Annotated in this window: 19 protein-coding genes; 11 read left to right on the top strand and 8 right to left on the bottom strand. The window is 69.0% G+C overall.

The window, feature by feature from the left end; all coding sequences use genetic code 11:
- Positions 1-100: 100 nt before the first annotated feature.
- The 3 genes from QH470_RS25890 to QH470_RS25880 are packed head-to-tail and all read right to left on the bottom strand — an operon-like array spanning position 101 to position 2,879.
- A complete protein-coding gene (locus QH470_RS25890) occupies positions 101-1,150 on the bottom strand; it encodes an ABC transporter substrate-binding protein (protein WP_280274950.1) in 1,050 nt (349 codons plus the stop codon).
- 3 nt (positions 1,151-1,153) lie between these two features.
- On the bottom strand, positions 1,154-2,041 hold the full coding sequence (locus QH470_RS25885; RefSeq protein ID WP_280274949.1) for an ABC transporter permease: 888 nt from the start codon (positions 2,039-2,041) through the stop codon (positions 1,154-1,156).
- Positions 2,031-2,879 (bottom strand): ABC transporter ATP-binding protein, encoded by an 849-nt coding sequence (locus tag QH470_RS25880; RefSeq protein WP_280274948.1) that lies wholly within the window; start codon positions 2,877-2,879, stop codon positions 2,031-2,033. The genes QH470_RS25885 and QH470_RS25880 overlap by 11 nt, the downstream gene beginning before the upstream one ends.
- 217 nt (positions 2,880-3,096) lie before the next feature.
- Between QH470_RS25880 and QH470_RS25875 the strand changes: the two genes are divergently transcribed.
- Both QH470_RS25875 and QH470_RS25870 read left to right on the top strand, forming a co-directional pair.
- Positions 3,097-4,839: a sensor histidine kinase gene (locus QH470_RS25875; RefSeq protein WP_280274951.1), complete on the top strand. Its 1,743-nt coding sequence runs from the start codon at positions 3,097-3,099 to the stop codon at positions 4,837-4,839.
- Complete coding sequence (locus QH470_RS25870; RefSeq protein ID WP_280274947.1) at positions 4,821-5,495, top strand: response regulator; 675 nt, start codon at positions 4,821-4,823, stop codon at positions 5,493-5,495. The genes QH470_RS25875 and QH470_RS25870 overlap by 19 nt, the downstream gene beginning before the upstream one ends.
- A gap of 12 nt (positions 5,496-5,507) precedes the next feature.
- Here QH470_RS25870 and QH470_RS25865 read toward each other — a convergent pair whose 3' ends face one another.
- Together QH470_RS25865 and QH470_RS25860 are read right to left on the bottom strand one after the other, a co-directional pair.
- Positions 5,508-6,125, bottom strand: a complete 618-nt coding sequence (locus tag QH470_RS25865) for a class I SAM-dependent methyltransferase (RefSeq protein ID WP_280274946.1) — start codon at positions 6,123-6,125, stop codon at positions 5,508-5,510.
- A 113-nt stretch (positions 6,126-6,238) separates the two neighbouring features.
- Positions 6,239-6,832, bottom strand: coding sequence for a TetR/AcrR family transcriptional regulator (locus QH470_RS25860; protein WP_280274945.1), 594 nt, complete (start codon positions 6,830-6,832; stop codon positions 6,239-6,241).
- Positions 6,833-6,924: 92 nt separating this feature from the next.
- Between QH470_RS25860 and QH470_RS25855 the strand changes: the two genes are divergently transcribed.
- Both QH470_RS25855 and treZ read left to right on the top strand, forming a co-directional pair.
- The gene (locus QH470_RS25855) at positions 6,925-7,362 is read left to right on the top strand and encodes a DUF6463 family protein (protein ID WP_280274944.1); all 438 of its coding nucleotides are present in this window, start codon (positions 6,925-6,927) and stop codon (positions 7,360-7,362) included.
- 141 nt (positions 7,363-7,503) lie between these two features.
- Complete coding sequence (gene treZ, locus QH470_RS25850; protein ID WP_280274943.1) at positions 7,504-9,225, top strand: malto-oligosyltrehalose trehalohydrolase; 1,722 nt, start codon at positions 7,504-7,506, stop codon at positions 9,223-9,225.
- Between the two features lie 8 nt (positions 9,226-9,233).
- On the opposite strand, the gene QH470_RS25845 is transcribed toward treZ, so the two are convergent.
- The gene (locus QH470_RS25845; RefSeq protein ID WP_280274942.1) at positions 9,234-10,622 is read right to left on the bottom strand and encodes an alpha/beta hydrolase family protein; all 1,389 of its coding nucleotides are present in this window, start codon (positions 10,620-10,622) and stop codon (positions 9,234-9,236) included.
- Positions 10,623-10,788: 166 nt separating this feature from the next.
- Between QH470_RS25845 and QH470_RS25840 the strand changes: the two genes are divergently transcribed.
- Together QH470_RS25840 and QH470_RS25835 are read left to right on the top strand one after the other, a co-directional pair.
- The gene (locus QH470_RS25840; protein WP_280274941.1) at positions 10,789-12,042 is read left to right on the top strand and encodes a serine hydrolase domain-containing protein; all 1,254 of its coding nucleotides are present in this window, start codon (positions 10,789-10,791) and stop codon (positions 12,040-12,042) included.
- 135 nt (positions 12,043-12,177) lie between these two features.
- A complete protein-coding gene (locus QH470_RS25835) occupies positions 12,178-12,396 on the top strand; it encodes a hypothetical protein (protein ID WP_280274940.1) in 219 nt (72 codons plus the stop codon).
- A gap of 80 nt (positions 12,397-12,476) precedes the next feature.
- Here QH470_RS25835 and ilvA read toward each other — a convergent pair whose 3' ends face one another.
- Positions 12,477-13,832, bottom strand: a complete 1,356-nt coding sequence (ilvA, locus tag QH470_RS25830) for a threonine ammonia-lyase IlvA (protein ID WP_280274939.1) — start codon at positions 13,830-13,832, stop codon at positions 12,477-12,479.
- Positions 13,833-13,981: 149 nt separating this feature from the next.
- On the bottom strand, positions 13,982-14,416 hold the full coding sequence (locus tag QH470_RS25825; protein WP_280274938.1) for a nitroreductase family deazaflavin-dependent oxidoreductase: 435 nt from the start codon (positions 14,414-14,416) through the stop codon (positions 13,982-13,984).
- 88 nt (positions 14,417-14,504) lie between these two features.
- Here QH470_RS25825 and QH470_RS25820 point away from each other — a divergent pair, with 88 nt between their 5' ends.
- From QH470_RS25820 to QH470_RS25800, 5 genes are all read left to right on the top strand, one after another.
- Positions 14,505-14,732: a hypothetical protein gene (locus QH470_RS25820; protein ID WP_280274937.1), complete on the top strand. Its 228-nt coding sequence runs from the start codon at positions 14,505-14,507 to the stop codon at positions 14,730-14,732.
- 407 nt (positions 14,733-15,139) lie between these two features.
- Entirely contained in the window at positions 15,140-16,174 is a 1,035-nt protein-coding gene (locus QH470_RS25815; protein ID WP_280274936.1) for a LacI family DNA-binding transcriptional regulator, read from the top strand.
- A gap of 198 nt (positions 16,175-16,372) precedes the next feature.
- Complete coding sequence (locus tag QH470_RS25810) at positions 16,373-17,455, top strand: hypothetical protein (protein WP_280274935.1); 1,083 nt, start codon at positions 16,373-16,375, stop codon at positions 17,453-17,455.
- 15 nt (positions 17,456-17,470) lie between these two features.
- On the top strand, positions 17,471-17,941 hold the full coding sequence (locus QH470_RS25805; protein WP_280274934.1) for a YbaB/EbfC family nucleoid-associated protein: 471 nt from the start codon (positions 17,471-17,473) through the stop codon (positions 17,939-17,941).
- A gap of 121 nt (positions 17,942-18,062) precedes the next feature.
- The coding region (locus tag QH470_RS25800; RefSeq protein WP_483243949.1) for a WXG100-like domain-containing protein at positions 18,063-19,922 on the top strand (1,860 nt) is incomplete at its 3' end.

Genomic DNA, 19,922 nt, shown 5'->3' with positions numbered 1-19,922 from the left:
CCGGCCGCTTTATACCCGTGCCTGGCCCTCCCCCCCGGGGGGTTGGCCCCGCGGGTTCCCCCGCCCCCCCACCAGGCGGCCGCAATTTCCGCGCGGGCTGTTATTGCCTGCCCTGCAGCGCCTTGTCCACGAACTCGTTGGTGTAGGTGTCCTCGAGCACGATGCTGTCGCGCTTGGGGGCGACATTGCGTGAGTACCGGCCGAGGATGTTCAGGACGTTCTGTGCTCCTTCGGGTTTCATCAGGCCGTCGCCGTTGAACATGCCGATCGAGTCGCGGATCGACTGGATGTACAGGTCCTTGCCGCCGGCGGCGTACTGGGACGGCATCTTCGCTGCGATCTCCTCCGGTGTGTGCGTCTCGATCCACTGCAACGTCTGCACGAACGCGGTGGCCAGTTTCTGCACGATGTCCGGATGTGCCTGCACCGTGTCGCATTTCATGTACAGCGACGACGCGGGGTACAGCCCGCCCAGCGCGGCCCGGGTGCCCGCCTCGGTACGCATGTCCAGCAGGACCTGTGCGTCACCGGATTTCACCATCTGCGCCACCGTCGGGTCGGTGGTCATTCCGGCGTCGATGCCACCGTGGTTCATTCCGGCGATGAACGTCTGTCCCGCACCGACTTTCACCCGGTCGTAATCGGAGGTGGTCATGCCCGCCTGACCGGCCAGCGCCTGGGTGAGGAAGTCGGTGGACGAGCCCAGTGAGGTCACGCCCAGCTTCTTGCCGCGGAAGTCCGCCGGTGAACGGATCTCCGCCGCCTGCGATTTCGCGACCAACTGAACCTCGCCCGGCACGTCGGAGAACTGGACGACGGTGCGCAGGCACTGCTCCTTGGCCTGCAGATCGACGGTGTGATCGTAGAAGCCCACCACCGCCTGCACATCGCCGGTCAGCAACGCCGTCTCCGCACTGGCCCCGGATTGCTCGCCCATCAGTTTCACGTCGATGTCGTTGCGGGCGAAGTTGCCCAGCCGTTCGGTGAGCATGGCGGGCAGGTAGATCACCTTCTCCAGGCCGCCGACCATGATGGTGATCTGCGGGCGGCCGTCCGCCATCGGGATCCGGCGGGAGTCCCGGCAGCCCGTCGCGAGCAGCAGGGTGCAGACCGCCAGCAGTACGACGGCAATATGCTTGCGATACCTCATCACTCACACCTCATGTGCCGACTGTGACTGCGACGGACGCCATTTCAACAGCTGCCCCTCGGCCATGCCGATGGCCCATTCGGCGAGCAACGCCACCACCGTGATGATGATCATGCCCGCGTAGATGCCCGCCGCGTCGAACGTGCCCTGCGCGTTGGAGATCAGCAGCCCCAGACCCTTACCGGCGCCGGCGTACTCGCCGACCACCGCGCCGATCAACGCGAAACCGAACGCGGTGTGCAGGCTGGACAGGATCCAGGTGGTGGCACTGGGCAACACGATATGCGACAGCACCTGCCAGCGGCTCGCACCCAGGATCCGGGCATTGTTGATCACGTTGCCGTCCACCTCGCGGGCGCCGGTGAAGGCGTTGAAGAACACCGCGAAGAAGGTCAGCACGACGACCGTGGCCACCTTGGACTCCAAGCCCAGGCCGAACCAGATGATGAACAGCGACGCCAGCACGATGCGGGGAACGGCGTTGAGCGCCTTGATGAACGGCGCCAGCACTTCGGCCCAATAGCGGCTGCGTCCGAGCAGCACACCCAGCACCACACCCGCCACGGCGCCGATGACGAAGCCCAGCACGGCCTCCTCGACGGTGGTGAAGATCTGCAGCCAGATGGAGCCGAATTGGGTTCCCTCGGTGAACCATTCGACGATGCGCTGCCAGATCAGCGACGGTTTCGAATAGAAGAACGGGTCGATCCAGACCGTCGCCGTCAGCTCCCAGGAACCCAGCCACAGCGCGATCAGCGCGACCCGCAGACCCCAGGTCCGGATGCGGGTGCGACGGACCTGGCCACGGGCGCGGGCGAGGATCTGCTCCTCGGTCTCCGCCTCGACTTCCGGTGCGGCGGAGGCGGTTTCGGTGAGAGTGTCAGGCGACACGGCTCGCTCCCTTCGCGCGGGCGGCCTCGACCTGGTCACGCAGCGTGCCCCAGATCTCGGTGTACAGCCGGCGGAACTCGTCGGTGAGGCGGACCTCCTCGACGTCGCGCGGGCGATCCAGGGTGACGGTGAAATCGCCGCAGACGGTGGCGGGGCTCGCGGTCATCACGACCACGCGGTCGGCGAGCGCGATCGCCTCCTCCAGATCGTGGGTGACGAAGACGACCGCGGCGCTGTGCCCGCGATTGGTCCCCGTGCCCGACCACACGCGCAGCAGCTCGTCCTGCATCAGCTGGCGGGTCTGCACGTCCAAGGCGCTGAACGGCTCGTCCATCAGCAGGATCTCCGGCTCGTTCACCAGGGTCTGGGCCAGGGCCACGCGCTTGCGCATGCCGCCGGAAAGCTGGTGCGGGTAGTACTTCTCGAAGCCCGCCAGGCCCACCTTGCGCACCCACTCCGCGGCGCGGTGGCGCGCTTCGCGTTTCGTCGCGCCTTGGAGGCGCGGGCCCAGAGCGACGTTGTCGAGGACGGTTCGCCACGGCAGCACGGCATCCTGCTGGAACATGTAGCCGATGCCGTCCGGGATGCCGTGGACGTCCTTGCCGCGCACCAGGGTTCGTCCGGCGGAGGTCTTCTCCAGGCCGGACACCAGGGACAAGGTCGTGGACTTGCCACAGCCGGTGGGGCCGACCACGGCGACGAATTCGCCTGGGGCGACGGTGAAGTGGAGGTTCTTCACCGCCGTGTGGATGCCGCCGTCGGAGCCGGGGAAGCGTTTGGTCGCGGCGCGGAACTCGATACACGGGGCGGCCGTGGGGCGCTCCATGAGGTTGGGCATGACGTTCTCCTTCGGGCGGCGCCGTGTGATGTGGGGCCGCTGGTCGACCATAAGTGGGATGGGTCACACGGAGTGAGGTTGTGCGCACTACTGGCGCAAGCTGCGATGTGGGCGTTGTGCGCATTCTGCGCAGCGGCGGGAGGATAGCTGGGCCGAGGGTTGTGATCATTTCGCTCATGGGTGTACAACTGCGGTGATGAGCGTGTTCGGCCGCGGGATGCGGTTGCGGACGCAGATCGTGTTGCTGCAGGTTGTGCTGGTCGCGCTGACGCTGGGTATCGCGTTCGGCGTGTTCGCGTATGTGGGCCAGCAGCGGCTGTCCAACGAGTACGGGCAGCGGGCGTTGGCCGTTGCGCGCACCGTGGCGATCGACCCCGAGGTGCGGTCCGAGGCATCTCGCTACACCTCGGCTACCATCACCGATCCGCGTGCGCTGCGCGACGAACTCGCCGCCGGGCAGCTCGAGCGGATCGCGGAGGAGACCCGGCGGCGGACCGGGGCGTTGTACGTCGTGATCACCGATGATGCCGGGATTCGGCTGGCCCATCCGGATCCGGCGCGGCTGGGGGAGATGGTCAGCACGGATCCGTCGGCGGCGCTGGCCGGGGGCGAGGTGGTGATTCAGGAGCGGGGCACGCTCGGGGAATCGGTGCGGGCGAAGGTTCCGGTGTTGCGGCCCGACGGGGAGAGTGTCGTCGGTGAGGTCAGTGTGGGGATCTCCACGGCCGCCGTGCGGCAGCAGCTGTGGGTCGATCTCGGGCGGGCCGGGCTGCTCGCGGCGGCCGCGCTGGTCGCGGGCGTGATCGGGTCGATGCTGCTGGCGCGGCGCTGGCATGGGTTGACGCTCGGGTTGGAACCCCCGGAGCTCGCGGAGCTGGTGCGCGAGCAGGCCGCGGTGCTGCACGGGATAGGCGAAGGGGTGGTCGCCGTGGACACGCGCTGGCGAGTGACAGTGGTGAACGACGAGGCGAGGCGGCTGCTCGGCATCGATGGTGCGAGTGGACGGGCGGTGGACGAGATCGGTCTGACGCCACGGGTGCTGCGGGTGTTCCGCGCGGCCGACGGACGGCCGGTTCCGGCGGCGGTCGGTGATCGGCTGGTGGTCGTCACGGCGCGTACCGTCAGCCGCGACGGGCGGGAGCTGGGCGCGGTGCTGAGCGTGCGCGACCGCACCGATATCGAGTCGCTGACCAGGCAATTGGACGCGGTGCGGTCCATGAGCACCGTGCTGCGCGCCCAGCGTCACGAATTCGCCAACCGCCTGCATCTGCTCAGCGGCCTTCTGCACGGCGGCCGTCCAGAGGAGGCCGCGCAGTACATCGGTGAACTGCTCGGCTCCGGCCCGTTGGGCGCGGCACTCCCCGGCATGGACGCCGTGCACGACCCGTACCTGCAAGCTTTCCTGGCCGCCAAGGCCGCCCACGCCCGCGAGAGCGGAGTCGATCTACGTCTCGGCCCCAACACCTGGGTAGACGCCAATCTCGTTGTCCCCGTGGATGTGACGACCGTCCTCGGGAACCTGCTCGACAATGCCATCGAAGCGGCGCGCACCGGCAACCCTGCCTCGAAGGATGCGTCTCCGGTTGAGGCAACCGGAGTTTCGTTGTCCGCCGATGATCCGACACCGGCCGATGATGTACCGCGCGCGCAGGTGGAGGTGGAGCTGGTGGGGGAGGGAACGACGCTGCACATTGCGGTGACCGACAGCGGGGCGGGGGTGGCACCCGAGTTGGTGGAATCGGTTTTCGCGGAAGGGGTTTCCACTCGTCCGGACAATGGCGTGCCGGGCGGGCGCGGGGTGGGGCTGGCGCTGTCGCGGCAGGTGGCGCGGGCATTGGGCGGGGACGTGGTGTTGTCGAGCCCGGGCGGGAACGGGACGCCGCTGGGTGGCGCGGAGTTCATTGCCCGGTTACCCGGGGTGCTGGTAGAGGGAGAAACCGTATGGGCACAACCGATCTGAGCGTCCTGGTCGTCGATGACGACTTCCGGGTGGCCGATCTGCATGCCGGAATCGTCTCGGCGCTACCGGGTTTCGGGGTCGGAGCGACGGCCACCACCCTCGCCGGCGCCCGCGCCGCGATCGCCGGAGCGTCGTTCGACCTCGCGCTGGTCGATGTGTATCTGCCCGACGGTTCGGGCCTGGAACTGGTGCGCGAGATCGACTTCGACGCGATGATGCTCACCGCCGCGACGGAGGCCGACACGGTGCGGTCGGCTCTCACCGCGGGCGCGCTGGGCTACTTGGTCAAGCCGTTCGACCATGCCGCGCTCGCGGCGCGGCTGGCCGGATACGCGCGCTATCGGCGCCTGCTCTCCGCGCCGGTGGTCACCGCCCGCGACATCGACGCCGCCGTCGAGGCGCTGCGTCCCGCCGGACCGGCCGGCCCGCAGACCGCGACGGCATCGCCGACCAAAGAACTTGTGCTGCAAGCGATCCGGGAATCCGATGCGGCGCTGTCGGCCGCCGAGGTCTCCGCGGCCACCGGCGTCTCCCGCGCCACCGCCCAGCGTTACCTGGCGAACCTGGTCGCCACCGGTGCGCTCCGCATGCAGTTGCGCTACGGCAGCACGGGACGACCTGAACAGGAATACTCCGCCGCGCCCCGCAACAGGTGACCGGCGGGGCCGTCAGGCGGAGACGGCGACGCCGAGGTATTGCGCGCCGAGGAATTTCGGAGCCGACTCCTCGTAGAACCGGTCCAGCTCTCGGATCTCGAAACCCGCGCTCTCGATGGCCGACTCGATGTCGCGGTTCAGGTGGCAACCGCCGAACAGCGCCTTCTGCACCGGGTTGAGGCGATACTGCCAGGCCTGCACCTTGGCGTCCGGCGCCAGCCCGTGCTCGACGAAATGCAGCGTGCCGCCGGGCACCAAGACTCGCCGCAGCTCGCTCAGCGCGGCCTCGAGGTCGGGAATGGTGCACAGCGTCCACGTCGACAACGCTGTCTCGAAGCTGTTGTCCGAGAAGGGAAGTGACTGACCATCCAGTCCCGAGCGCCGCACCGGAACCGTAGACTCCGCCACCCGCTCCGCCGCGAGCCGCCACCCCGCGTCGGCCGGTTCCACGGCGGTCACCCCCTGCACCACGGCGGGGTAATACGGAACGTTGTGCCCGGATCCGAACCCGATCTCCACCACCCGCCCGCTCAGCCCGGCACACACCCGCCGCCGCATCCGCTCATTGGCCGGAAGCCCACAGGCCTTATCGATGATCCGCGGCAACACCCGCTCGCTGTAAATTCCCACCGCACCACTCTGGCAACACCTGCCGTCTCGCACCACCCGAACGCGGCAGCCGATCCGGCGGGAGGCGCGATCTTTCGCTCAGGTCGGCCGGATGGTCACCAGGAGGTTGGCTATCAGTCGGCCGGCGAGGCGGCGGCTCGCTTTTCGGGGTCCCTGGGCGGTTGGGCGAGGATGAGTTCGGCGGCGCGGGTGACGACCTGGGCGCGGTTGCGGCCGGGATGGTCGGCGGCGAGGAATGCGCTACCGATAGCCAGACAGAAGGCGAGCAGGGCGCGGGCCTCGATATCGTCGGGATCGGAGCAGAAGGCGCCGATCATCTCGCGCGCCAACTGCATGCGTTTGTTGTCCACGCGGCGCATGCGCTCGGCGATGGCGCGATCGCGCCGGGCCCAGTCGCGCAGCGCAAGGTCGATCGGCCGCACGTCGTCGGCCGACTGCAGGAACCTGCCGACCAGCCAATCCATGTCCCGCGCGGCGCTGTCCTGCTCCACCCGATCGATCTCCATGTCGACGCTCTGGTGTTCCCAGGTGTCCAGCATCTCCGCCAGCAGTGCCTCCCGATCGGCGAAGTAGCCGTAGAAGCCGCCCCTGGTTACGCCGAGCCGCTTGGCCAAGGCGTCGACGCGGACGGCGTCCACTCCGCCTTCTGCCAGTGCTCGCAAGCCCTCCTCGACCCATTTCTCACGCGGTGTACGCAATGCGCCCATACCGTGCCCCGCCTCTCTCAGGGGTTGTGCAGTACTGCATATTTGTCTAACCTCGGGTTATACACCATTGTATAACCGCTTCGGAGTAATTCATGATCAAGTGGGCTGGCTGGCTCATCACTTTGTGCGGCCTCGGACACACGCTGGGCGCCCTGACGCAGACTGTTCCCCACTACGCCGGGGACTGGTTCAGCTGGGCATTGTGGGAAGAACAGAACAACGACCCCGTCGCGATGAGCCACCTGACCGCCGCGTTCTGGTACTCGGTTTTCAGTTTCGGACCGCCACTGTTCATGGTCGGCCTGATCGTGTTGTGGCTGAACCGCCGCCAGATCTCACCACCATCGTTCATTGCATGGAGCGTCGTGTGCTGGACCCTGATCACTGCGATTCTGTCAGGGCCCTCACCCCTGCTCCTCCTCCTGATCGCGGCCGTCCTCCTGCTGGTCGGCGCTCGCCGCGCCGCCCGCGATCGTCGAGACACGAGCCGCTGTTCGAGTCGGCCCGGTGCACGACCTACGCTTGGATGACCTCGATCCCCACCCGCGCGGTATTCCACCGCCACGTCGGAATCAGCCCCGCGAAGTCGCGATTTTGGTCGGTGGGGACTTGTGCTTCGGAGGCTGACTCCGCCGGGTGGGGTTCGCGGACTCTCGTGCCATGCTGGGGCCGTGACCAGGTTCGAGGTGTGGGCGCCGGGGGCGGAGCGGGTGCAGGTCGAGGTGGAGGGGGCGGTGTATGCGATGGGGCCTGGTGAGGGTGGGTGGTGGCAGGCCGAGGTGGAGGCGGCAGTGGGGGCGCGGTACGGGTTCATGCTGGGTGAGGGGACGGAGGTGCTGCCGGATCCGCGGTCCGCCCGGCAGCCGGAGGGCGTGCACGGGCGGTCCGCGGTGCATCGGTTGGATCCGGCCGGGTGGACCGATGGCGCGTGGACGGGGCGGCAGTTGGCGGGGGCGGTGTTCTACGAGATGCATGTGGGCACGTTCACGGCGGAGGGCACGTTCGATGCGGCGGTGGACCGGCTGGACCATCTGGTGGAGCTGGGTGTCACCACGGTCGAGCTGATGCCGGTCAATGCGTTCAACGGAACCTGGAACTGGGGTTACGACGGGGTGCTCTGGTACGCCGTGCACGAGGCGTACGGCGGCCCGGATGGGTTGCAGCGTTTCGTGAACGCGTGCCACGCAAAGGGTTTGGCGGTCGCTCTCGATGTCGTCTACAACCATCTGGGCCCCTCGGGTAACTACCTTCCCCGCTACGGCCCGTATCTCACCGAGGACCGCAACACCTGGGGGCAACGCGTCAACCTGGACGGGCCGGGCTCGGATGAGGTGCGCCGCTTCATCATCGACAACGCCCTGCGCTGGTTCCGCGAATTCCACATCGACGCACTACGACTGGACGCCGTACACGCCCTCGCCGACCATCGCGCGTTTCCACTGCTGGAGCAGCTGTCCATCGAAACCGACAGTCTCTCAGCACATCTGGGCCGACCGCTCACCCTGATCGCCGAAAGTGATCTGAACGATCCGCGCCTGATTACCCCGCGGGCTGCCGGGGGATACGGCCTGCACGGTCAGTGGAACGACGATCTGCATCACGCCGTCCACACCGCGGTCTCCGGTGAACGACAGGGCTACTACCGCGATTTCGGCTCGCTGCGCTGCCTGGCGGACACTCTGCGTCACGGATTCTTCCACGCCGCAATATATTCCAGCTTCCGCGGTCGCACCCACGGACGCCCGTTGCGGACCGATACGACGCCCGCCAGTGCCCTGCTCGCCTACACCTGCAACCACGACCAGATCGGCAATCGCGCCCTCGGCGACCGTCCCAGCGCCTACCTCACCGAGGGGCAACTGGCCGTCAAGGCCGCGCTCGTCCTGCTGTCCCCGTACACGCCGATGCTGTTCATGGGCGAGGAATGGGGCTCTCGGACACCGTTCCGGTACTTCACCTCGCACCCCGAACCCGAACTGGCCGCCGCCGTGGCCGAGGGGCGACGGTCCGAATTCGCCGACCACGGCTGGCCCGCCACCGACATCCCCGACCCCCAAGACCCCGCCACCTTCACGACCTCGAAACTCGACTGGACCGAGCCCGCACAGCCCGCGCATGCCCGCTTGCTGGCCTGCTACCGCGACCTGCTCACCCTGCGCCGGACCCGCGCCGAGATCACCGACCCGTGGCTACCGCACCTGTCCATCGATGTCGACGAGCAATCCCGCTGGATCGCGCTGCACCGCAACAGGATTCACCTCCTGTGCAATCTCTCACCCGACCCGGTTCCCATCCCGTTCACCGGCGCACCGCTGCTGAGCTGGGACCCGATCCGCCAAACCGCCGATGTCACAACCGTTCCCGGTCACTCCTTCGCCGTGCTGGAGACCTGACGACGGGCCTACCGCACCCGCTGCGTCAGCCAATTGCCGATGTAGTCCAGTACTTCCGGAGCGATGGTGGTTTCGATGGCCGGATACTCGGCGGGGTTACCGGTCTCGGCCGGTTGCATCAGGTGGTTGAGCCCGTCGAAGACGTGAATGTCGGCATCGGGAGCGGCGGCCAGGTAGCGCCGCGCCAATGGTTCGCTCTGCGCCGGTGGCACCTGCCAGTCCTTGCCACCGTAGAACGCCAGCACCGGTATGCGCAGCGCGGCGAGCGCGGGCGCCGGATCGTAGGAGACGAACGAAGTGAAGTACACGCTGGTGAACTCGTCGATCTGAGCCCGTGACAGCCGCTGGTCCGGCGGCCGCTGCGCGTTGCGGTCGGTGAGGTAGCGGCGCACCTGTTCGGTGTCGCCGGTGCGCGACAGCGTGGTGAGCGTGCTGACGAATTCGATCTGATCGCTGATCTCCTCCGCCGAGGCGTTCTCGGCGGCCAGCTTGATCCGGTTCTGCTCCATCAGCACCTCCGCGCCGCCCGCGGCCGGACCGGCCATCATGACCACGAACGCCACGTCCGCGCCCGGCCGGGCCGCCACCAGCGGCGCGAGGTATCCGCCCTCGCTGTGCCCGAGCAGTCCGATCCGGCTCTTGTCGATATCGGCCCGGCCGCGCAGCTGGTCCAGCCCGGCCACGACATCGTCGGCCAGATCGTTGTAACTGGCTCGGTCGAGAGCGCCGCCGGTGCCGCCCACCCCGCGGTCGTCGGTGCGCAGCACGGCGTATCCCGCGCGGGTGAGAGTGTCGGCGAGCAGCAGGAACGGCTTGTGGCCCAACAACTCCTCGTTGCGGTCCTGCGGTCCGCTGCCGCTGATCAGCACGACGGCCGGATACGGGCCGGGCGTCGCGGGCAGGGTGAGGGTGCCGGCGATCGTCACGGCGCCGCTGGTGTAGTGGACATCCTCGGACCGGTACGGGAACGGCGGCCGCGGCTCCTGCGGCCGGGGCACCTCGGGCACCGTCCCCCGCTCGAAGGTCAGCGGCAGCGTCTCGCCGGACTGGGTGAAGGTACCGGTGATCGTGTCGGCGGCGCGGTCGTATCGTCCCTGGAACGTGGGTGTGCCCGGCAAACGCGGAATGGTGAAGCGGACATCGTCCGGAATCCGCGACACCTGCTCCAAACGCCGCGCGTAGATGCCTTGCACCGGGACCGAGACGGTGTCGCCGTCGTCGCCGAAGGTCACTCCCAGCGGGACCGGATGCTCCGGGACGGGCAGCGTCGCGTGCCAGTCACCCGCCAGCGACCGATCCGCCGCGCTCGGCACGGGCGTCGGGGTCCCGGCGGTCGAGCAGGCCCCGGCCATCGCGACGACGAGCAGCAGCAATGCCAATGATCGCAACGATCGCATAACCCACGATAGCCATTGCGGGCCCCGCGACCGGGGTAGCTTCGGGAAAACCGCAGGATTGCCGGGCCGCGGCGGCCTCACCAGTGAGATATCGGCGCGGTGAAGGGAAATCACCACTCGGACAACATCATTGCCGCGGCCGCGGCGCACCCGTACCGTGGAATATGTGAGCAGTGTCGCTTTCCCTTCCGATCCCGCGGATCTTCCCGCCGGGGTGGCCGGTCACGCCGTCCCCGGCTTCGAACCCCTGGTACGGGCCTTCGCGCGATTCGTCGGTGACCGGCCGGGCGCGGGCGGGGCCCTGGCGGTGCATCGGCACGGGGAGCCACTGGTCGACATCTGGACCGGCAACGCCACGCCCACCACCGCCTGGACGCACGACACCGGCGCCATCGTGTTCTCCGCGACCAAGGGCGTCGCGGCCACGGTCATCCACCGGCTCGCCGACCGCGGACTGCTCGACTACGCGGCCCCCGTCGCGGAGTACTGGCCGGAATTCGGCGCCGCCGGCAAGGACCGGATCACCGTGCGCCAGGTGCTCACGCACAGCGCGGGCCTGTCCGGCCTGCCGACCATCGCCGCGGGCCTGGACGACGTACTCGATCACGAGCTGATGCAGCAGCGCCTGGCCGCCGCCGAACCCGATGCGCTGCTGGGCACTCCGGCCTATCACGCGTTGACGTTCGGCTGGCTGCTGGCGGGGCTGGCCCGCGCGATCACCGGCCGGACCATGACCGAACTGTTCCGCACCGAGGTGGCCGGACCTCTCGGCGTCGACGGCATCCATCTCGGCCGACCGCCCGTCGGCGCGCCGACCACCGTCGCGTCGATCGCCGGTTCGCGGCTGGCCGTGGTCGGTACGCCGCTGGGCGCGCTGGTACTCGGCCGCGCCTACGGGATCCCGGGCGCCCTCGGCGCGGTGGCCCGATCGCTGTTCCTGCCCGGGGTCGAGGCGCTGCTCGAGGGCGACGATCCGTCGATCCTCGGCACCGAACTGGCCGCCGGCAACGGCGTCTGCACCGCCGACGCATTGGCCACCATGTACGGCGCGCTGGCCTGCGACGGCATGGCGGGTGGTCGGCGATACCTCTCGTCGGAGACGATCGGGGCGCTGCGGCGGGTCGAGCGCTACCGGCTCGATCGCGCGCTGTTCTATCTGCCGTTGCTGTGGCACCTGGGCTATCACTCGCTGCCTGTCCCGGGCGCCCGCGCGGGGTTCGGGCATATCGGACTGGGCGGCTCGTTCGGCTGGGCGGAACCGCGCCTCGGCCTGTCGGTCGGTTACGTCCACAACCGCATGACACTGGACAAGTTCGCCTGGGATCAGGTGGCTTCGGGCTGGGTGCTGCCGCTCGCCGTGCGCGGCGCCGAGGTCGCCGGGCGGCGCGCGGCACGCAGCGGCCGCAGGCAGGCGGCGTAGCGCGAGGGTGCGGGTTGTGGTCGTGTGCCGGTGAAGCGGAGGCCCGCCCGGCGTGGTGGCTATACAGTGCCGGGGAACTGATTGTCCGCTCGCTGCACCGCCTCGGTGCAGCCGCCATGGATCGAGAGATATTTCGTGCGTACCACGATTCGCGCCGTCACCGCCGGCTCGATCATCGCCGCAGCTTTATGCACGGCCACCGTCACCGCCCATGCCGACACTCCGCAGCCCGGCCTTCTCGAGCAGATCGCCGACCAGCTGCGTGACATCGGCACGGGATCGACCGCCGCCAACTGGCACTGCCAGTTCGGGTCCAGCAACGACCCGGCGTGCTTCCTGCCGTACTACGACTGACCGGACGGCGCGCGCCCACCGCGGTCCGAGGAGTGGATCCTCGGCCGCGGTGAGAGTGGTTGTGCCGTAACGGAACCGGTTCAGGTGAGGTAGCGGTAGGCGGGGGAGCCGGGATCCAGCCGCTCGCACTGGATAGGCGCGTCGTGCATGCGCTTCTGCAACGGCTCCAGTCCCTCGGGGGAACCCAGTTCGATACCCACCAGCGCGGCGCCGGTCTCGCGATTGTTGCGCTTGACGTATTCGAACAGGGTGATGTCGTCGTCGGGGCCGAGCACCTCGTCGAGGAAGCGGCGCAGCGCGCCGGGCTCCTGCGGAAAGTCCACCAGGAAATAGTGTTTCAGCCCCTGATGCACCAGCGAACGCTCGATGACCTCGCCGTAGCGGGACACGTCGTTGTTGCCGCCCGACACCAGGCACACCACCGTCGACCCGGGCGGCACGTCGATCTCGGCGAGCGCGGCGACCGCGAGCGCACCCGCGGGTTCGGCGATGATGCCCTCGTTCTGGTACAGCTCCAGCATGGCGGTGCAGATGGCGCCCTCGTCCACCTGCATGAGGCGGAAAGAGCCCGCGCCACTGGGAGATTCGGTCGCGGTCAGCAGCGGCAGCGAGCCGTGCGAGCGGACCCGCCCGCCGAACTTCGACACCGCGTCGTAGGGCAACTGCCCGATGCGGCGCACCGCCGCGCCGTCCACGAACGGGTCGATCTCCGGCAGCGTCACCGGGCCGCCGGCCACCAGGGCCGCCGTCATCGAGGCCGCACCCGCCGGCTCCGCACCGAGAATCGCTGTGGCGGGGGACCTTTCGCGCAGGTACGTCCCGATCCCGGCCAGGCAGCCGCCGCCCCCGACCGGCACGATCACCAGATCCGGTGTGCCGCCGAGCTGTTCGAGCAGTTCGGCGGCGATGGTGCCCTGACCGGCGGCGGTGCGCGGGTCGTCGAACGGCGCCACCATCGTCGCGCCGGTGCTCGCCACATCGTCGGCGGCCGCGGCGGCCGCGGCGTCGTAGGTGTCGCCGACGGCGATCAACTGCACCAGCGGGCCACCGTGCGCGCGGATCCGGTCGCGCTTCTGCTTCGGTGTCGTGGTGGGCACATAGATGCGACCCTGGATGCCCATCGCCTTGCAGGCATAGGCGACGCCCTGGGCGTGGTTACCGGCGCTGGCCGCGACCACGCCGGCCGCGCGCTCGGTGTCGGACAGCTGCACGATGAGGTTGTAGGCGCCGCGCAGCTTGTAGGAGCGGACCGCGGTGAGGTCCTCACGCTTGACATAGACCTCCGCGCCGGAGGCCGCCGACAGCCGCTCGATACGCTGCAGCGGCGTCGGCTCGATGATGTCGGAAATTCGCTTGGCGGCGGCATCGATCTCGTCCGCGCTCAGTTCGGGCAGCGGACCGGTTACCTTCTCAGCGACATCAAGCGGGTTGGACACCCGAACATGCTAGCCGGGCGGCCTCGGTGGGGAATGCCCACGGTCTTGTGGGCTGGGTGCCCGGCCTGATCGGTCACGATTGCGCCCGACGCGGCAAATATTGCCGCCTACCGCCGGATTGTGTCCGCCCAGGCCGGGTTACGCGTCGATCAGCGCGGGGTCAGCACGAAAACGGGGATCTCGCGGTCGGTCTTCTTCTGGTAGTCGGCGTAATCGGGGTAGGCCCGCACGGCGCGTTCCCACCACACGGCCTTCTCGTCGCCGACGACCTCGCGTGCCGTGTAGTCCTTCACCACCGCGCCGTCGCGCAGTTCGACATGCGGGTCGGCCTTGATGTTGTGGTACCAGACCGGGTGCTTGGGCGCCCCGCCCAGCGACGCGACCACCGCGTACTCGCCGTCGTGCTCGACGCGCATCAGCGGTGTCTTGCGCAGTTTGCCGGTCTTCGCGCCGCGGGTGGTCAGCAGGATGATCGGCAAGCCCTTGATGGTGTCGGCCTCCGCGCCGTTCGTGGCCTCGTACCGCTCGGCCTGTTCGCGGGCCCAGCCCGAGGTGCTCGGTTCGTACTCTCCGGTGAGTGGCATGCCCTGGAGAATGCCCGGCTATCTTTCGGATATTCCTGGGTGGAAATGTTCGGTGGCCCGAACTTCCCGATCCGTGTAACCTGTCGACATGGCAGTGGTCGACCCTATCTCGCGCTCCGCGGTCACCGCGCGGCGGACGATCGATATCGCGGGTACGCCCTGGCCGCTCTATAAACTCGAGGCCCTCGCGCTCGGTCTGCTGATCCTGTCCGTGCTCGCACTGGTCACCGGTTCCTTGCAGATCGCGGTGCTGGCCGGTGCCGCGGTCGCGACGGTTCGCTGGCTCGTCGGCGCGGTGCGCGCCACGCGGTCCTAGCTTCCCGCTGAAGGCCGGTTGTTCCACTGAAGTCGGCATCCGGGAATCCGATCGCCTGCGCATGCTCTGGTTCACGGAAACCGTCGCCGATCGTCATGTCTGCGTGTTAGCGTTAACACGGTGCGGCAATAATTGTCGGGGACCGCGATACCACCGACAGCCGTTGACGGGCAATCGCTTTCGGCGGCCGATGAGGGGGCCGCCGAGAGCGGCCGCGCGAGCGCTAACCTGAATTCGGAACGATCGGGGCCGCGTCCGCACAGTGGCCCGGAAAGCGGGAATGTGAGTGAGCTTGCGAGCCGATCGCCGATGTCGAACGCGGCGAATATCGGTGAGGTGATGCCGTGGGGAAGCTCGCGAGCGAATCCCCCGTGGCCTTCGGCGCGGCGGTCCCACGAGGTGATGCCGTGAGCGACAGCAAGACCCGTACCACTCGGGGTGCCGGGGACAGACCGGTGATGACCGACGTCGCCAAGCTGGCGGGCGTCTCGCACCAGACGGTGTCGCGCGTGCTCAACGACAGCCCGCAGGTGCGCCCGGAGACCCGGGAACGAGTGCTGGCCGCGGTCGCCGAACTCGGCTACCGCCCCAACGCGATGGCGCGCGGACTGGTCAGCCGACGATCCAAGGTGCTCGGCGTGGTCACCTTCGACACCGTTCTGTACGGCCCGGCCTGCACGCTGCTCGGCATCGAAAGAGCCGCGCGCGCAGCGGGTTACGGCGTCAGCATCGTCACCTTGGAACGGGTCGACCGCGCCGGCGTGCTGGCGGCCGTGGACACACTCGCCGATCAGGGCGTCGACGGCGTGATCATCATCGCCCCTCAGATAGCCGCCGCGGCCGCCCTGCACAACCTGCCCGCGCGCCCGGTGGCGGTCGCCGTCGAAGCCGGTCAGGACGCGCCCCTGCCGTCGGCGGCCGTCGATCAGTTCGAGGGCGCCCGGTTGGCCGTGCGGCACCTGCTCGATCTCGGGCACGAGACCGTCTGGCACGTGTCGGGACCGAGCGATTCGCTCGAAGCCCGCGACCGCATCGAGGGCTGGCGGCGCACCCTCGCCGCGGCGGGCGCCACCGTCCCGCCGCCCATCGGCGGCGACTGGAGCGCCCGCTCCGGATACGAGGCGGGCCTCATGCTGGCCGCGCAACCCGGCGTCACCGCGGTCTTCGCGTCCAACGACCAGATGGCCTTGGGCCTGTTGCGCGCCTTCGCCGAACGGGGGATTCGCGTCCCGGACGACGTCTCGGTGATCGGGTTCGACGACATCCCCGAGGCCGCCTATCTCTCGCCGCCGCTGACCACGGTGCGCCAGGACTTCGACGAGGTGGGCAGGCGCAGTATCGGCCTGCTGCTACGCCTGGTGGAGTCCGAGGGCGCGGTCCCGGTGCCGTCGCCGGTAATACCGTCACTGGTCGTTCGCGGGAGTACGGCGGCGCCGGGATAGGCGGCCGTTCGCGAGATCCGAGTGGGCATCGACCCGGCTGTGAACCTCTCCATCCGTCCGCCTTCGTGCTATTCCCTATTCTGGGAATAGCAGAGACTGGGACAAAACGAGCACATCGAGTGAACCGGATGAGCAGATGAGGACAGTGGGGAGTCATGCTCGGGCCAATTGTCGCTTGAGCGAGTCGAAGCGACCGGCATGAGTTCGTCGTTTTCGTTCGATGCCAACCAATTCTCCGGGCAGTCATCGATTTACCGGACCGCGGGCAACGAGTTGGCGGCTGCTCTGCAAAATCTGCGGTCGGTACTGACCGGCGAGGGCCGCTGCTGGGGCGCCGATGAACCGGGAGCGGCATTCGCCCAGACCTACAGTCCGGACGCCGATAAGACGGTCGAGAACCTCGAGACGCTCGTCGCCATTCTGCGGTACACCGGCGACGTCGTGAATCACTCGGCGAACAAGTTCGACAATCTGGACTTGGGCACAGCTGCGGACGTGGGGAAGACCGGTACCTCCGCGGTTACGCCGGCCACCTTCGCCCCGACGGGTTCGCCGCCCGCCGTGGACGCCGGTGTACAGCCGACTGCCGTGCCCACTCCTGTGCCCACCGCAACGCCGACGGCGACGGGGTCGTCTCCGGTCACTGCCGGTTCACCGTCCGGTCCGGACGCGCCGGGCAGTTCCCGGGCCGAGCCCGGCTCGCAGCCGACGTCCTCGAACGACGCTGCGGCGCAACAGTCCTCCGGCACACCGAGTTCGTCGGGATCGCCGACCGGTTCGTCGGGTTCGCCGGGTTCGAAGAGCGCGGCGTCGCCCGACGAATCGGCTGCCGGTGCCTCGCCGCAGGAACAGTCCTTCGAGGCGCCACGAGTGAGTGTCGCGTCCACGAGCCCGCAGGAGCCGCCGATGTACGGGCCCGACGACGAGTCGTCCGGTCCGGCGGCGGCAGTTCCGGCTCAGGGTCCGAGCGGGGGCTACCGGCCCGAACAGCAGGCGGCTCAGCCACAGTCGAACGCCCGCCCACCGGGTGGTCCCGGTGGCGGCCAGCAGCCGCAGTCTCCGGCGCAGAATCCGAGACAGCAACGCCGCGAACGCAAGAAGGACGAGAAGGCCCGGAAGAAACCCGCGCAGGTCGTGCCTCCCGAAACAGCGGATCGTCCACCCGTGGTGGAGGACGACCCGACGGTCACGCCGGTGCGTCGACAATCGGCCGAAACTTTCAGAACCCCTTGGTCGAAACGCAGTCGCCCATCGGATGAGGTCCGAAATGTCGATGCCTAGGAAAGGATGCCGCGGATGGATCGTCCGGATTTCGAAGCGATGAGCTCGGCCAACAACGAGATGAAGAAGCTTGTCGACTCGTTGCTGGACGGTCTCGACCAGCAAAGTGCCGACCTCCCGGGTGTCTGTGAACGCCTGTCGGAGTCGCGCACGTCGGCATGGTCGTCGGACAAACTGGTCGAGGTCACCGTCGACGCGTACGGAATCGTCGTCGACGTGCAGTTGACGGCACACGCATTTCAAGCGGGACCACCCGCCCGGCTCGCCCGCTCCATCACCGAAGCCGCCCGGGCGGCGGCCGAGGCCGCACAGCATCGGCGCGCGGAGATCCTCGCGCCCATCACCGACACCGCCGGGGCGCTGCCCGACCTTCCCGATCTCTTCCCCGGGGCGCCGAGCTTGCGAGAGGTTCGCGAGATCGTCAGCGCGGCTGCGCGTACCGCCCCGGATGTCCGCCGCGACCGCGATTCCGAACCGGAGGACTGAACAGCGTTCGCAGACGGAACGTGCGGCGTTCGCACGACCGGAGAATGTCGGAGGAGGATGAGGTGAGCGCGATCCACCTGCTGCCGGGCTGGGTAGTGGACGCGTATTTCCTCGACTGCTGATGGGGCTGCAGATACCCCCGGAAATTCCGTCCTGGGTCGTGGCTGCGGTGGCGGGGCCGTGGCCGGAGGGCGACGAGGACGCACTGCGCCGGTTGGGGCATGCCTGGATCGAGATCGGTGATGCGGTAGCAAGGGCGGCGGAACTGTCCGGCGAGGCGCGCTATCGTGCTGCCGGGTCGATCGAGGGCCAGACCGGCGAGGCGTTGAAGCGGCACGGCATCGATCTCGACGACGGCCTGAACAGTGCCGTGAAAGCGTGTTACGGGCTTGCCGAGCAGTGTTTCAGCGATGCGCTGCAGACCGAGTACAGCAAGTACGTGATCATCGGCTCCCTGGCCGCGCTGGTGGTGCAGTTGTCGATCGACGCCTTCGTTCCGGGCGTCGGCCAGGTCCATGGCGCCGCGGCGACCGCGGCGACCCGCCTGACCGTGCGAGCCGCGTTCCGTGAGCTGATCATGAACCTCGGCACCGACGCGGCCCGGGCGGCCGCGGCCCGATTGGTGACGACGATCCTCTTCAAGGGCGTGACGCTGGGTGCGATCCAGGGTGGTCTGATCCCGTTCGGCGCCGAGGCCGTGCAGATGATGGAGGGCAACCGCGAGGCGGGCGAATTCAACTGGGACCAGATCGGTTTGGGCGTGGTCGCCGGTGCCGCGGCCGGTGCCGCGGGTGAATTCGTGGGTGTGCGCGCCATGATGGGGCTGGAGCGCCGCTTCTTCGGTAGCAGTGTGCCCGGATTCCTGGGACGGGCCGGTGTCCGTTTCGCCGGAGCCGCTGGGGCGGGTGCCGCGGGTGCCGCGGCCGGGGTGGCGTCGCTGGTGCCGTTCACCGGGGAGCTGGACCTGGGCTGGGATCACATTCTGCCCGGCGTTGTCGGCGGTGTGCTGGGTGCCATGCCGCACGCGCTGCGCGGCCCGGCAAGTGCGGTGGTCCCGCCGCGACCCGACGGTGACGGGCCGCGGCCCGGGGCAGATCCCGGGTCGGGTGAGGGCGGCGGTGGTCCACATGCGCCGGGCGATGACTCCGGTTCGGGCCCACGTTCCGGCGACGATTCGGGTTCCGGGGACGGCCCGGGTACCGGGCGAGATCCCGAAGTCGGCGACGATTCGGGCGACCCGGCTGCCCGGCAGGAGGCGTACGGCAATGTCGCACAGAGTATGCGGGCGTTGCAGGATCGGTTGCAGGGATTCTTGGACGGTGCCCAGGTTCGTGCGCTGGGGGAAGGTATGCCGCCGGCCACGGACGGTGCGACGCCGCCCGAGCCCGCGGCCGCCCGCCAGGAGGCGTACGGCAATGCCGCACAAGGCATGCGGGCGTTGCAGGATCGGATGCAGAATTTCGTCGACGGCGCCCGCGTTCGCGCGCTGGACGAGGGTGTGCCGCCCGCGACGGGCGGGGACCCGTCCCAGCGGCCCCAGGTGACCGCGCCCGAGCGCGGTGACGAAGCGGCCCGGCGCGAGGCCTACGGCAACGCGGCCCGGGGGATGCGGGCGGTCGCGGAGCGCGGGGCAGGCGTCATGCGGGCACTCCAAGGCGACATGCAGGGCTTCGTCGACGGGCTGCGCGTCGGCGCTCTCGACGACGGCGCCCCGCCCGCGGAACGTGGCACCCCACCACCGGAGGAAGGCGCGCCGCCGCCCACTCCGCGAGAGCCCGACGGTGAGGCCGGTCCGGACCCGCGTCCGGAGCCGAGGGAAGAGCCACGTCCGGAGCCGAGGGAAGAGCCGCGTCCGGAGCCGAGGGAAGAGCCCCGTCCGGAGCCGATGGAAGAGCCGCGTCCCGAGCCCAGGGAAGAGCCGCGTCCCGAGCCCAGGGAAGAACCGCGCCCCGAGCCCAGGGAAGAACCCGGACCGGCGGCC

Source organism: Nocardia wallacei, assembly GCF_029868745.1.
Classification (GTDB): Bacteria; Actinomycetota; Actinomycetes; order Mycobacteriales; family Mycobacteriaceae; genus Nocardia; species Nocardia wallacei_B.
The sequence above is the reverse complement of the archived record's forward strand: the minus strand, read 5'-3'. Positions and strand labels throughout refer to the sequence as shown.

What these genes read in the sequence shown, in the direction of transcription:
- QH470_RS25875 (WP_280274951.1), top strand. Translation starts at nt 3,097, where the DNA reads ATGCGGTTGCGGACGCAGATCGTGTTGCTGCAGGTTGTGCTGGTCGCG.
- QH470_RS25855 (WP_280274944.1), top strand. Translation starts at nt 6,925, where the DNA reads ATGATCAAGTGGGCTGGCTGGCTCATCACTTTGTGCGGCCTCGGACAC.
- QH470_RS25880 (WP_280274948.1), bottom strand. Translation starts at nt 2,879, where the DNA reads ATGCCCAACCTCATGGAGCGCCCCACGGCCGCCCCGTGTATCGAGTTC.
- QH470_RS25825 (WP_280274938.1), bottom strand. Translation starts at nt 14,416, where the DNA reads ATGCCACTCACCGGAGAGTACGAACCGAGCACCTCGGGCTGGGCCCGC.
- QH470_RS25870 (WP_280274947.1), top strand. Translation starts at nt 4,821, where the DNA reads ATGGGCACAACCGATCTGAGCGTCCTGGTCGTCGATGACGACTTCCGG.
- QH470_RS25810 (WP_280274935.1), top strand. Translation starts at nt 16,373, where the DNA reads ATGAGTTCGTCGTTTTCGTTCGATGCCAACCAATTCTCCGGGCAGTCA.
- QH470_RS25845 (WP_280274942.1), bottom strand. Translation starts at nt 10,622, where the DNA reads ATGCGATCGTTGCGATCATTGGCATTGCTGCTGCTCGTCGTCGCGATG.
- QH470_RS25890 (WP_280274950.1), bottom strand. Translation starts at nt 1,150, where the DNA reads ATGAGGTATCGCAAGCATATTGCCGTCGTACTGCTGGCGGTCTGCACC.
- QH470_RS25860 (WP_280274945.1), bottom strand. Translation starts at nt 6,832, where the DNA reads ATGGGCGCATTGCGTACACCGCGTGAGAAATGGGTCGAGGAGGGCTTG.
- QH470_RS25805 (WP_280274934.1), top strand. Translation starts at nt 17,471, where the DNA reads ATGGATCGTCCGGATTTCGAAGCGATGAGCTCGGCCAACAACGAGATG.
- QH470_RS25820 (WP_280274937.1), top strand. Translation starts at nt 14,505, where the DNA reads ATGGCAGTGGTCGACCCTATCTCGCGCTCCGCGGTCACCGCGCGGCGG.